Annotated in this window: 12 protein-coding genes; 11 read left to right on the top strand and 1 reads right to left on the bottom strand. The window is 42.8% G+C overall.

Annotation, left to right across the window (positions count from 1 at the left end):
• Positions 1-239: 239 nt before the first annotated feature.
• Complete coding sequence (locus C3V36_06630) at positions 240-1,355, bottom strand: hypothetical protein (GenBank protein ID AVM68938.1); 1,116 nt, start codon at positions 1,353-1,355, stop codon at positions 240-242.
• A 323-nt stretch (positions 1,356-1,678) separates the two neighbouring features.
• Here C3V36_06630 and C3V36_06625 point away from each other — a divergent pair, with 323 nt between their 5' ends.
• The 11 genes from C3V36_06625 to C3V36_06575 all read left to right on the top strand — a co-directional run bounded on the left by C3V36_06625 (position 1,679) and on the right by C3V36_06575 (position 12,877).
• Positions 1,679-1,993 (top strand): DUF961 domain-containing protein, encoded by a 315-nt coding sequence (locus C3V36_06625; protein ID AVM70469.1) that lies wholly within the window; start codon positions 1,679-1,681, stop codon positions 1,991-1,993.
• Positions 1,994-2,009: 16 nt separating this feature from the next.
• Entirely contained in the window at positions 2,010-2,390 is a 381-nt protein-coding gene (locus tag C3V36_06620) for a DUF961 domain-containing protein (GenBank protein AVM68937.1), read from the top strand.
• Between the two features lie 35 nt (positions 2,391-2,425).
• Positions 2,426-3,802 (top strand): DNA translocase FtsK, encoded by a 1,377-nt coding sequence (locus C3V36_06615; GenBank protein AVM68936.1) that lies wholly within the window; start codon positions 2,426-2,428, stop codon positions 3,800-3,802.
• Positions 3,803-4,006: 204 nt separating this feature from the next.
• Entirely contained in the window at positions 4,007-5,194 is a 1,188-nt protein-coding gene (locus C3V36_06610; protein AVM68935.1) for an XRE family transcriptional regulator, read from the top strand.
• A 38-nt stretch (positions 5,195-5,232) separates the two neighbouring features.
• A complete protein-coding gene (locus C3V36_06605) occupies positions 5,233-5,454 on the top strand; it encodes a hypothetical protein (protein ID AVM68934.1) in 222 nt (73 codons plus the stop codon).
• 15 nt (positions 5,455-5,469) lie between these two features.
• Complete coding sequence (locus C3V36_06600; GenBank protein ID AVM68933.1) at positions 5,470-5,967, top strand: antirestriction protein ArdA; 498 nt, start codon at positions 5,470-5,472, stop codon at positions 5,965-5,967.
• 84 nt (positions 5,968-6,051) lie between these two features.
• On the top strand, positions 6,052-6,444 hold the full coding sequence (locus C3V36_06595) for a conjugal transfer protein (protein ID AVM68932.1): 393 nt from the start codon (positions 6,052-6,054) through the stop codon (positions 6,442-6,444).
• On the top strand, positions 6,428-8,875 hold the full coding sequence (locus tag C3V36_06590; GenBank protein ID AVM68931.1) for an ATP/GTP-binding protein: 2,448 nt from the start codon (positions 6,428-6,430) through the stop codon (positions 8,873-8,875). Before C3V36_06595 ends, C3V36_06590 begins: the two co-directional genes overlap by 17 nt.
• A gap of 2 nt (positions 8,876-8,877) precedes the next feature.
• Entirely contained in the window at positions 8,878-10,953 is a 2,076-nt protein-coding gene (locus tag C3V36_06585; protein AVM68930.1) for a hypothetical protein, read from the top strand.
• On the top strand, positions 10,950-11,951 hold the full coding sequence (locus C3V36_06580; protein AVM68929.1) for a peptidase P60: 1,002 nt from the start codon (positions 10,950-10,952) through the stop codon (positions 11,949-11,951). The genes C3V36_06585 and C3V36_06580 overlap by 4 nt, the downstream gene beginning before the upstream one ends.
• 14 nt (positions 11,952-11,965) lie before the next feature.
• The gene (locus tag C3V36_06575; GenBank protein ID AVM68928.1) at positions 11,966-12,877 is read left to right on the top strand and encodes a conjugal transfer protein; all 912 of its coding nucleotides are present in this window, start codon (positions 11,966-11,968) and stop codon (positions 12,875-12,877) included.
• Positions 12,878-12,931: the final 54 nt, after the last annotated feature.

Below are 12,931 nucleotides of genomic sequence, written 5' to 3'. Positions count from 1 at the left end.
AAACAAACTTAAACATTTAGACAAACACAAGAAAGTGAATCCGCTGTTCCCAGCGGATTATTAAAATCTGATTAATGATAACATGAAAAAAGATTAAAAACAATCTTTATCTGACTTATTATCCAAAAAGAAAGTTTAATTTCTTTTTGTGCAACTAAAGTCCTGCTGTTTTATGCCTATGATTATACTGAAATTGATGCGTCTATCAGCCTATAAATTTACTTTTCCCGGAAACTCTTTTAGAACCTAAACTTAGAAACCTCATCCTGAAGTTCCACTGCAATCGCAGACAGGTTCTCGCTGGCACTGGAAATATTGCGGATAGATTCTGTCTGCGAATCAACCGCGGCCGCCGCTTCTTCGGTCGTTGCCGCATTTTCTTCGGCAATTGCCGACAAGTTTTCCAGCACTCTGACCACGTTTTTGTTTTCCGCCTCCAGCTGCTGCGAAGAAGCGTTGATATTGGCTACAATCTGCTTACTGCTTTCAACTGCCTGCGAAATCTCACCAAACTTATCGCTGGCCTCCTCCATTTTCTTATCCTGATTAGCAATCACGTTTTCGACCGTCTTCATGATTTCCACCGCTGTTTCGGATTTACTCTTCAGCTCCTCAATCACCTGGCGGATCTCCTCGGCAAAGCCGGCCGACTGCTCAGCTAACTTTCGAATCTCATCGGCTACCACGGCAAAACCCTTACCGGCTTCTCCGGCTCTGGCCGCTTCAATTGCCGCATTTAGCGCCAGCAAATTAGTCTGATCGGAAATCGCCTGAATCATCTCGCTGGCTGTTGAGATTTTTTCAGCACTCTTGCTGTTTTCCATAATGACATCGCCGATTTGATGCGATACCCGCTTATTTTCCTCGGAAGCCTGCGCCAATTCGGCCAAACTCTTATTCCCTTCCTCTTTTTTCCGGTCAATCGTGTCGGTCACCGCCACCAGTTCCTGTAAAACCCGAATCATGTCCGTCAGCAAATGCCCGGATGTTTCTACGCTTTGAGATGCGCTTTGCGTATCCTCGGCCTGTGCCGTTGCCCCCTGCGCGATATTGTTGACTGCCGTTGCCACTTCCCCGGCCGAGCCGGCAGTATTTTCGGCTGTGACCGTCAATTCTTCCGATGTTGCCGCCACATTTTGGGTGTTAGCAAAAATCGACTCAACTAATGTCCTGACATTTTTCGTCATCATTTCTATACTGCGCAGCATCGCACCGATTTCATCGTTGCTGCCGCGATACTTCGTCGCCAGCTCATGCTCGGCCGACAGGTCAAAATTGTATTCCGCCATTTTCCCCATCGCCTTTTGTGTCAGCCCGACCGGAATTCCGATCATTTTTTTAATTAAAAACATCATAAAATCCCAATTATCTGCATAAACACTGGAGACACTGCACCTTATCAAGGATAAAACCAATTAAATTACTACTGATTTACTACGTATGAATGAGCTTTGGTACGACGATTTTCCTTGAAAGGTGAAGATTTAATAGATACCTCCAGCACAAATTGAATATTCATAAAGGTAGACACTTCAACAATGAGGTGTCTATTTTTGTATTTAATTTGAAAGGTCGTGATAATGATGGAAAGAAAAACTTTGGAAAGGAAATGTCGTTCTCCTACGAAAGATACGCTGAAAACATAAAAATCAATAGATCACAGAAAGGACGAAAAAATATGGAACTAAAATTTGTTATTCCCAACATGGAAAAGACTTTTGGAAACTTAGAATTTGCCGGTGAGGATAAAGTCATACAAAGAAGAATCAACGGACAGCTTACGGTCTTATCAAGAAGCTACAACCTCTATTCCGATGTGCAGAGAGCAGACGATATTATCGTGATACTTCCGGCAGAAGCAGGCGAAAAGAACTTTGCCTTTGAGGAAAAAGTAAAACTCATCCATCCCCGTATCAGAGCAGAGGGATATAAAATCGGCACACGAGGATTTACCAATTACATTCTGGAAGCCGACGACATGATAAAGGCATAGAAAGCGAGGAAAAGAAATGAGATTAGCAAACGGTATCGTCTTAGAAAAGGAAGCGACATTTGGAGAGTTGAAATTCTCCGCACTTCGCCGTGAGGTACGCATTCAAAAGGAAGATGGCACGCTTTCGGAAGAAATTAAGGAGCGTACCTATGACCTCAAATCCAAAGGACAGGGACGAATGATTCAGGTGAGCATTCCTGCAAGCGTTCCGCTGAAAGAATTTGACTATAACGCACATGTAGAGCTTATCAATCCGGTAGCCGATACGGTAGCGACCGCAACCTTTCAGGGAGCAGAGGTGGACTGGTATATCAAGGCAGATGATATTGTGCCGGCGAAGGATTCAGGAAATTTCAAGAGGGAAGCTCCTAAAAAAGAACCCATATCTGAAAAGTAAGGTAAAGAACGCAAATCGAAAGGAGAAACAGGCACATGAAACAGTGGCTTCTTTCCGGTAAACGGATTCGACCAAGCGATAAGGATTTGGTCTTTCATACAGCCGTATCAATATTCCTGCCGGTTTTTATTCTTGTTGTTGCCCTGTTTCATGCAAAGACAATCTCAGAGATAAACTGGCAGGATTTTCATTTACCAAAAGCAGGTGAAATCAATGTTCCCTATCTTTCCATAAGCTGTATTAGCTCCGGTGTTATCTGCCTGCTGCTTGTTTTGGTGATTAAACGCTATCGCTATGACTGGATAAAACAGCTCTATCATCGTCAGAAATTAGCCAGAATGATACTGGAAAACAAATGGTATGAAGCAAAGCAGGTAAAATCAGAGGGGATTTTTAAAGATTCTTCCAGCCGGACAAGAGAAAAGATAAGCTACTTCCCGAAAGTCTATTACCGCATGAAAAACGGTCTGATTCAGATACGTGTAGAAATTACGCTGGGCAAGTATCAGGAACAGCTCCTGCATTTGGAGAAAAAGCTGGAGAGCGGCTTATATTGTGAGCTGACCGAAAAGGAGCTGAAAGATTCCTATGTGGAATATACCCTGCTTTATGACATGATTGCCAATCGTATTTCCATTGACGAGGTACAGGCAAAAAGCGGAAAGCTACGCCTTATGAAAAATATATGGTGGGAATATGACAAGCTCCCTCATATGTTAATTGCCGGTGGTACAGGCGGCGGTAAAACCTATTTTATCCTGACACTGATTGAAGCCCTGCTCCGTACAAATGCAAAGCTGTATATCCTTGACCCGAAAAATGCCGATCTTGCCGACTTAGGCTCTGTTATGAAAGAGGTGTATTTTCAAAAGGAAGATATCCTTTCCTGCATTGACAGATTCTATGAAGAAATGGTGAAGCGAAGCCTCGCCATGAAAGAAATGGAAAACTATAAAACAGGCGAAAATTATTCCTACTTGGGGCTTCCGGCTCATTTCCTGATTTTTGATGAATATGTCGCTTTTATGGAAATGCTGGGAACAAAGGAGAATACTGCCGTCTTAAATAAATTAAAGCAGATTGTCATGTTAGGTCGTCAGGCAGGATTTTTCCTAATATTAGCCTGTCAAAGACCGGACGCAAAATACCTTGGCGACGGAATCCGTGACCAGTTTCATTTCAGAGTAGCTTTAGGTCGTATGTCTGAAATGGGATACGGCATGATGTTTGGAAGTGATGTGCAAAAGGATTTCTTCTCAAAACAAATCAAAGGGCGTGGCTATGTTGATGTGGGAACAAGCGTCATATCTGAATTTTATACGCCCCTTGTTCCCAAAGGACATGATTTTTTAGAGGAGATACGGAAACTCACAGACGGCAGGCAGGACGCACAAAAGGCGTGCGAAGCGTAAGCCTTGCCGTGCGGACGGTTTGCCGGTTGGTGTGGCGGCAGCCACGCCAACCATTCAACCCCCCGTATCTAACAGGGGGGTACAAATCGACAAAAAACAATTTATTTATCATCTCTTATTCTTTACAGGACAAGGGATTATAGAAATTACGGCAGGTGTCAAGTGAGCTTTCAAAGTTGACATCTGCCTTTTTAGACAGGAGGGATTTTACTGGAGAAAGAAAATCATATCGAAAAGATAAAAGAAACACGATTGGCTTATGGTATTTCACAGAGCCGTCTGGCAACCGGAGCAGGTATTACAAGGCAGTATTTAAGTGATATTGAAACAGGGAAAGTCATACCGTCAAAGGAACTGGAACATGTACTCTTTGAAACCTTGGAACGGTTCAATCCTAACTCTCCGCTTGAGCTTATTTTTGACTATGTAAGGATTCGCTTTCCGACAACAGATGTCAGATATGTGGTAGAACAAATCCTGCGATTAAAGCTGTCCTATTTTCTTCATGAGGATTACGGCTTCTACTCCTATTCGGAGCATTACGCTTTAGGAGATATATTTGTTCTCTGTTCATCGGAGCTTAGTAAGGGTGTGCTGGTAGAACTAAAGGGACGTGGGTGCAGACAGTTTGAAGCCTATCTTCTGGCACAGGAGCGAAGCTGGTATGAATTTTTCATGGACGCCTTATCGGCTGGCGGTGTGATGAAGCGACTGGATTTAGCCATCAATGACAGAACCGGCATTTTGAATATTCCCATGCTTACCGAAAAATGCAGGAATGAGGAATGTATCTCCGTCTTTCGCAGTTTCAAAAGCTACCGAAGCGGTGAACTGGTACGCAAAGATGAAAAGGAATGTATGGGAAATACTCTCTATATTGGTTCTCTTCAAAGCGAAGTTTACTTTTGCATTTATGAAAAGGACTATGAGCAGTACAGGAAGAATCATATTCCCATCCGTGAAGCGGAAGTGAAAAACCGCTTTGAAATCCGTCTGAAAAATGAGCGTGCCTATTATGCCGTTCGTGACCTGCTTATCTTTGACAATCCGGAGCAGACCGCCTTTAAGATTATCAACCGCTATATCCGTTTTGTAGACAGGGATGATAACAGACCTCGCTGTGACTGGAAATTGAATGATGAATGGGCTTGGTTTATCGGCAATCACCGTGACCGCTTAAAACTCACGACAAAACCGGAACCCTATACCTATGAGCGAACGCTAAACTGGCTGGCTCGTCAGGTCGCTCCTACCTTAAAGGTGGCACTAAAGCTGGACGAAATCAATCAGACACAGACGGTAAATACTCTGCTTGCACATGCAAAGCTGACGGACAAGCATAAGCAGATTCTCAAACAACAGTCAGCAAATATCAAAAATGTCATTGTATGACACAAATTCATTTTTAACAGAGAGGAGAATATTTTTCAATGAACTTTGGACAAAATCTTTATAACTGGTTTTTATCGAACGCACAATCACTGGTGCTTTTAGCTATTGTTGTGATTGGCTTATATCTTGGCTTTAAGCGTGAATTTTCCAAACTTATCGGCTTTCTTATCATTGCGATTATTGCAGTAGGACTGGTATTCAACGCAGCCGGTGTCAAGGACATTTTACTGGAGCTGTTCAATAAAATTATTGGAGCTTAGAGAGGAGGAAAATGAATGGACGATATGCAGGTATATATTGCCAACCTCGGCAAATATAACGAGGGGGAACTCGTGGGAGCTTGGTTTAAGCTCCCCGTAGATTTTGAAGAAGTCAAAGAAAAAATCGGCTTGAATGATGAGTATGAGGAATACGCCATTCATGATTACGAGCTGCCCTTTGACATTGACGAATACACCTCCCTTGCAGAACTGAACCATCTTTATGAGCTGGTATGTGATCTGCCCGAAGAATTACAGTCAGAGCTTTCCGCCTTGCTTACGCACTTTCCCAGCATTGAAGAATTAAGCGAACATCAGGACGATATTATTCTGCATTCCGGCTGTGATGATATGGCAGATGTGGCACGCTACTACATTGAGGAAACGGGTATGCTTGGTGAAGTTCCGGCAAGTCTGCAAAACTATATTGATTATGAATCCTTTGGGCGTGACTTAGAGCTTTCAGGAACTTTTATCCATGCAAGCCGTGGGATTTTTGAAATTATCTACTGATGTCTGATGACACAGACAGATTGGTTTGACTTAAGGGGATAGTCCAAAAACTATCCCTTTTTATGAAAGGATAAAGAAATAAAAATGAAAAAAATACGAAGCTATACCAATATCTGGTCGGTGGAAAAGGTGCTTTACTCTATCAATGACTTTAAGCTGCCTTTCCCTATCACCTTTACGCAAATGACATGGTTTGTGGTGTCTGTATTTGCAGTCATACTTCTTGGGAATCTTCCGCCACTGTCTTTTATTGATGGGGCATTCCTGAAATATTTTGGAATCCCGGTCGTCCTGACTTGGTTTATGAGCCAGAAAACATTCGACGGAAAAAAGCCTTACGGATTTTTGAAGTCGGTAATTTCCTTTTGGTTCAGACCGAAGCTGACTTATGCAGGCAAAACCATACATTTAAGAAAAAACAATATGCAGGAAGCAATTACAGCAGTCAGGAGTGAATACGATGAAATATCCCATTAAATATATTGAAAACAATCTGGTCTGGAACAATGACGGGGAATGCTTTGCCTACTATGAACTTCTTCCCTATAACTATTCTTTTCTAAGCCCTGAGCAAAAATTACAGGTGCATGATTCTTTCAGACAGCTTATCGCACAAAACCGTAACGGGAAAATTCATGCTCTGCAAATCAGTACGGAATCCAGCATACGTTCCATTCAGGAAAATTCCAAAAAGGGAATCGTCGGGAAATTAAAAGAAGTTGCCGAAAAAAGAATTGATGAGCAGACAGAGGCTTTGATTTCCATGATTGGAGAAAATCAGGTCGATTACCGCTTTTATATCGGCTTTAAGCTCCTTTTTGGCGAACAGGATGTATCCGTCAGGGAATTTACAAAAGAAGCCAAAAATGCGGCTTTGGATTTTATCTATGATGTCAACCATAAGCTGATGGGCGATTTTGTCAGCATGAGCAATGATGAGATTTTACGCTATTCAAAGATGGAAAAGCTGCTCTCGAACAAGATTTCAAGAAGATTTAAAATCCGACCATTAAATAAAGATGATTTCGGTTATCTCATTGAACACATCTATGGACAGACCGGCACAGCCTATGAAGATTATACCTACCATCTTTCAAAGAAAAAGACGGATGGAGAAACACTGGTAAAATACTATGACCTGATTAAGCCGACCCGTTGCCTGATTGAAGAAAAGCAGCGATATTTGAAACTGGAACAGGAAGATAGAACCGTGTACGTTGCTTACTTTACGATTAACAGCGTTGTCGGAGAACTGGATTTCCCATCAAGTGAAATTTTCTACTATCAGCAACAGCAATTCACGTTTCCGATTGATACATCCATGAATGTAGAAATTGTAGCCAATAAAAAGGCTTTGGGGACAGTCAGAAATAAGAAAAAGGAACTGAAAGATTTGGATAACCACGCTTGGCAGAATGACAATGAAACCAGCACCAATGTCGCCGACGCTTTAGAAAGTGTCAGTGAGCTGGAAAGCAGTTTAGACCAGAGCAAGGAATCCATGTATAAGCTCTCCTATGTAGTGCGTGTATCCGCTAATGATATGGATGAGCTGAAACGACGTTGTGATGAGGTGAAGGATTTTTACGATGATTTAAGCGTAAAGCTGGTGCGACCGTTTGGCGACATGTTGGGCTTGCAGGGAGAATTTCTGCCAGCCAGCAAACGCTATATGAATGACTATATCCAGTATGTGACTTCGGATTTTCTTGCCGGACTTGGCTTTGGGGCAACACAAATGCTTGGGGAAAAAGACGGAATCTATGTCGGTTACAATCTGGATACGGGAAGAAATGTTTATCTGAAACCGGCTCTTGCTTCACAGGGAGTAAAAGGCTCTGTGACGAATGCCTTGGCTTCCGCTTTTGTCGGCTCTCTTGGCGGTGGAAAATCCTTTGCCAATAATCTGATTGTCTATTATGCGGTGCTTTTCGGGGCACAGGCTCTTATTGTTGACCCGAAAGCGGAACGTGGAAGTTGGAAAGAAACCCTGCCTGAAATCGCTCATGAAATAAATATTGTCAATCTGACCTCTGAAAAGAAAAACATGGGATTACTTGACCCTTATGTAATTATGAAAAATCCAAAGGATTCAGAATCTCTTGCGATTGATATATTGACCTTTTTGACAGGGATTTCTTCCCGTGATTCCGACCGTTTCCCCGTCCTTAGAAAAGCCATTCGTGCCGTAACAAACAGTGAAGTAAGGGGCTTATTAAAGGTTATTGAAGAATTGAGAATTGAGGGAACGGATACCGCCACAAGCATTGCAGAGCATATTGAAAGTTTTACCGACTATGATTTTGCTCATCTTCTCTTTAGTGACGGTGAGGTAAAACAGTCCATCAGCTTGGAAAAACAGCTAAACATCATACAGGTTGCCGATTTGGTGCTTCCGGACAAGGAAACCGATTTTGAAGAATATACTACTATGGAACTGCTGTCTGTGGCAATGCTCATTGTTATCAGCACCTTTGCATTGGATTTTATCCATACGGACAGAAGCATTTTCAAGATTGTGGACTTGGACGAAGCATGGAGCTTTTTACAGGTGGCGCAGGGCAAGACCCTATCCATGAAATTAGTGCGTGCCGGTCGTGCCATGAATGCCGGTGTCTATTTCGTGACACAAAATACGGACGACCTCTTAGATGAAAAGCTCAAAAATAATCTGGGGCTGAAATTTGCTTTCCGCTCCACGGACATCAATGAGATAAAAAAGACTTTGGCGTTCTTTGGGGTTGACCCCGAAGATGAGTACAACCAAAAGCGTCTGCGTAACTTGGAAAACGGGCAGTGTCTAATCAGTGATTTATATGGGCGTGTCGGCGTGATACAGTTTCACCCTGTGTTTGAGGAACTGCTCCATGCCTTTGATACCAGACCGCCGGTAAGAATTGAGGTGTAAGCATGAAACAGCAAAATATAGCAAAAGTAGTCAAGCGAATTGGGAAAGTCATACTGATAGCAGGTGCGATTCTTATTGCCACCTTAGTATTTCTGTCTGTGGTCGGAACCGTAGTACACGCCGCAGGACTGGTTGACGATACGGTCAATACTGCCAATGAATACAGCAAATATCCGCTGTCAAACTACCAGCTTGATTTTTATGTCGATAATTCTTGGGACTGGCTGCCGTGGAACTGGACAGATGGCATTGGAAAGCAGGTCATGTATGGACTTTATGCGATTACCAATTTCATCTGGACAATCAGTCTGTATATCTCAAACGCCACAGGTTACTTGGTAAAAGAAGCGTATTCCTTGGATTTCATTTCTTCCACGGCGAATGCCATCGGAAAAAACATGCAGACCTTAGCCGGTGTTACTTCATACGGTCTGTCATCAGAGGGCTTTTATGTCGGTTTTCTTTTGATTTTTATTCTGGTACTCGGTATCTATGTCAGCTATACAGGACTTATCAAAAGAGAAACGACAAAGGCGGTTCATGCGATTGTCAATTTCGTACTGGTATTTATCCTGTCCGCTTCCTTCATTGCCTATGCGCCGGATTACATTGCGAAAATCAATGATTTTTCGTCGGACATCAGCAATGCCAGCTTATCGCTTGGCACAAAAATCACCTTGCCGGATTCCGAAGCCAAAGGAAAAGACAGTGTGGATTTAATCCGGGACAGCCTGTTTTCCATACAGGTGAAACAGCCCTGGCTGCTGCTCCAGTACGGAACAACCGACATAGACAGTCTTGGCACCGACCGTGTGGAAAATCTTTTGTCCACAAGTCCCGATTCCAATAACGGTGAAGACAGGGAAAACATCATCAAAGAGGAAATTGAGGATAAAGATAATGCCAATATGACCATCACAAAGACAATCAGCAGGTTAGGAACGGTATTTTTCCTGTTCTTCTTTAATATTGGTATTTCCATCTTTGTCTTTCTTCTGACCGGCATTATGATTTTCTCACAGATACTCTTTATCATCTATGCCATGTTCCTGCCGGTCAGCTTCCTGCTCAGCATGCTGCCGACCTTTGAGGGCATGAGCAAAAGAGCCATTACAAAGCTCTTTAATACCATCCTGACCCGTGCAGGCATTACATTGATTATTACTGTTGCCTTTAGCATTTCCACCATGCTTTACAGTCTGTCTGCCGGTTATCCGTTCTTTATGGTTGCTTTCTTGCAGATCGTGACCTTTGCAGGCATTTATTTTAAGCTTGGTGACTTGATGAGCCTGTTTTCTCTGCAAAGCAATGATTCACAAGGTGTCGGAAGCCGTATGATGAGAAGACCCCGTATGCTTATGCACGCACAAATGCACCGCCTACAAAGAACATTAGGTCGTTCCATGACTGCTTATGGAGTAGGTTCTGCGATTGCCGGAAAAAGAAATCAGAAAAGAGATGGCTTAACACATTCTCCGAAAACACAAGCCGACCATAGCCGACCACAAAGTGAGCATTCGGCTTCACTGGGAGCAAAGCTCGGACAAGGTGTCGGAACGATAGCCGATACAAAAGACACGATAGCAGCATCTGTCAATCAATTCAGGGAACAGGTCACTGACCTGCCGACAAACGCAAGATATGCCGTCTTTCAAGGTAAAAACAAAATCAGAGAAAATATGAATGATTTTACCGGCGGTATCACTCAGGCAAGAACACACAGAGCAGACAGACGCAATCAGGAGCAGGAAGCAAGACGACAGACGATTGCGGAACGCCGTTTGAGGATGGAAATGGCAAAATCAGAGAACAGCGTAGCTTCATCTGTCCATGAAAGACCGATAATTAGGCAGGAACGAACGGCTCAGAAACAAGAACCACAAAAAACGATAAGAGAATTTCAATCAGCAAATATACAGGAATGGTCTGTCCAGAGAGCAAGCCGATTAAAAGAAAATTCAACACCGCTTAAAGCGAAAAGACAAGCTCCTGTTATTTCAAGAACACAGACTGTAAACACAAAAAGCAGACCGTTACAAACCGCCAGAATAAAAAAAGACCAAGGTAAGCCGTCATGAAATTAAAACATCTTCTCATCGGCTTTTCCTGTTTTTTCGTAGTTGTATTCTCGCTACTTTTGTTTATCACAATTTTATCTTCTGATGAACAGGATGGCGGATTTGGGAACAGTCAATTTGGCGGTGCGACCGTTTCCATGGAGGTTCTGGCACACAAGCCTATGGTAGAAAAATACGCCAAGGAATATGGTGTGAGTGAATATGTAAATGTATTGCTTGCCATCATGCAGGTGGAATCCGGCGGTACGGCAAAAGATGTCATGCAGTCTTCGGAATCGCTGGGGCTTCCTCCGAACTCATTGGATACGGAAAGCTCTATCAAACAGGGCGTAAAGTATTTCAGTGAGCTTCTGGCAGGCAGTAAGCGTCTGGAAGTAGATTTCGATTGTGTCATACAGTCCTATAACTATGGCGGTGGATTTTTAGATTATGTCGCCCGTCATGGCAAAAAATACAGCTTTGAACTGGCGCAGAGCTTTGCAAAGGAGCATTCCGGCGGTGTAAAGGTGGACTACCCCAACTCTATTGCCATCTCTATGAACGGGGGCTGGCGATACAGCTATGGAAATATGTTTTATGTAGCTCTGGTTAAACAGTATCTTGTGACATCGCAGTTTGATGATGAAACCGCACAGGCAATTATGAATGAAGCGCTTAAATATGAGGGCTGGAAATATGTATTTGGCGGTTCTTCTCCCACTACCTCTTTTGACTGTTCGGGACTGGTGCAGTGGTGCTATGGGAAAGCCGGTATCTCTTTGCCAAGAACCGCACAGGCACAGTATGACGCTACCCAACACATCTCTCTATCCGAAGCCAAGGCTGGAGATTTGATATTCTTCCATTCTACTTACAATTCCGGAACATACATTACCCATGTCGGAATCTATGTCGGCAATAACCGTATGTACCATGCAGGCGACCCGATCGGTTATACCGACTTGACAAGCTCCTACTGGCAGCAGCATTTGGCAGGAGCAGGACGAATCAAACGATAAGAAAGGAATAAAATATGAAATTCATCAATCATAACAACAATAAAAAACAGCTTCCAAAAGAGAAGAAACCCCGTATTCATAAGATAAATCCTCGAAGAAAGATAGTGATTGCCCTGTGGATACTCTTAGCAGTCAGCTTCAGCTTTGCGGTATTTAAGCATTTTACGGCAATAGATACCCATACCATTCATGAAACGAAGGTCATCGAAAAAGAATATATGGATACGCATAATATAGAAAATTTTGTAGAGAAATTTTCGAAAGTCTATTACACATGGGAGCAAAACAGCACCTCGATTGACAACCGAACCAAAGCACTGAAAAACTATCTGACAGAGGAGCTTCAAGCTCTTAATAACGACACGGTACGAAAGGATATACCGGTGTCCTCCTCGCTTCAAAACTTTCAGATATGGAGCGTCAAAAATACTGGGAATCACACCTTTGATATGACCTACAGTGTAGAACAGCTTATTACAGAGGGAGAAAGCAAGAAAAACGTGCAGTCTGCTTATTCTGTCAGTGTCTATGTGGACAGTGCCGGAAACATGGTCATCATTAAGAATCCGACCATTACAAGCATACCGTCAAAGTCTTCCTATCAGCCTAAGATAATAGAAAATGACGGCACGGTGGATTCTGTTACTGCAAATGAAATCAATGACTTTTTAACCACCTTCTTCAAGCTCTACCCGACTGCCACGCAAAAGGAACTGTCCTACTATGTGACAGATGGAATCCTAAAACCGGTTGGAAAAGAGTATGTTTTTCAGGAGCTGGTCAATCCGATTTATAATCGTAAAGAAAATCAGGTTACAGTGTCTTTATCGGTTAAATATCTTGACCCACAGACCAAAGCAACGCAGGTATCACAGTTCAGTCTGACACTTGAAAAGAATGATGGGAATTGGAAGATTGTGAAGTAATCTAATCAAAGAAAATATTACCATTTCACTCTTTACCATCCGAAATTGACCAAT

The organism is Lachnospiraceae bacterium oral taxon 500 (assembly GCA_002999035.1).
Classification (GTDB): Bacteria; Bacillota; Clostridia; order Lachnospirales; family Vallitaleaceae; genus W11650.
This window is presented reverse-complemented; position numbering and strand designations above follow the sequence as displayed.

What these genes read in the sequence shown, in the direction of transcription:
- C3V36_06600 (AVM68933.1), top strand. Translation starts at nt 5,470, where the DNA reads ATGGACGATATGCAGGTATATATTGCCAACCTCGGCAAATATAACGAG.
- C3V36_06595 (AVM68932.1), top strand. Translation starts at nt 6,052, where the DNA reads ATGAAAAAAATACGAAGCTATACCAATATCTGGTCGGTGGAAAAGGTG.
- C3V36_06615 (AVM68936.1), top strand. Translation starts at nt 2,426, where the DNA reads ATGAAACAGTGGCTTCTTTCCGGTAAACGGATTCGACCAAGCGATAAG.
- C3V36_06630 (AVM68938.1), bottom strand. Translation starts at nt 1,355, where the DNA reads ATGATGTTTTTAATTAAAAAAATGATCGGAATTCCGGTCGGGCTGACA.
- C3V36_06580 (AVM68929.1), top strand. Translation starts at nt 10,950, where the DNA reads ATGAAATTAAAACATCTTCTCATCGGCTTTTCCTGTTTTTTCGTAGTT.
- C3V36_06605 (AVM68934.1), top strand. Translation starts at nt 5,233, where the DNA reads ATGAACTTTGGACAAAATCTTTATAACTGGTTTTTATCGAACGCACAA.
- C3V36_06585 (AVM68930.1), top strand. Translation starts at nt 8,878, where the DNA reads ATGAAACAGCAAAATATAGCAAAAGTAGTCAAGCGAATTGGGAAAGTC.
- C3V36_06575 (AVM68928.1), top strand. Translation starts at nt 11,966, where the DNA reads ATGAAATTCATCAATCATAACAACAATAAAAAACAGCTTCCAAAAGAG.
- C3V36_06590 (AVM68931.1), top strand. Translation starts at nt 6,428, where the DNA reads ATGAAATATCCCATTAAATATATTGAAAACAATCTGGTCTGGAACAAT.
- C3V36_06625 (AVM70469.1), top strand. Translation starts at nt 1,679, where the DNA reads ATGGAACTAAAATTTGTTATTCCCAACATGGAAAAGACTTTTGGAAAC.
- C3V36_06620 (AVM68937.1), top strand. Translation starts at nt 2,010, where the DNA reads ATGAGATTAGCAAACGGTATCGTCTTAGAAAAGGAAGCGACATTTGGA.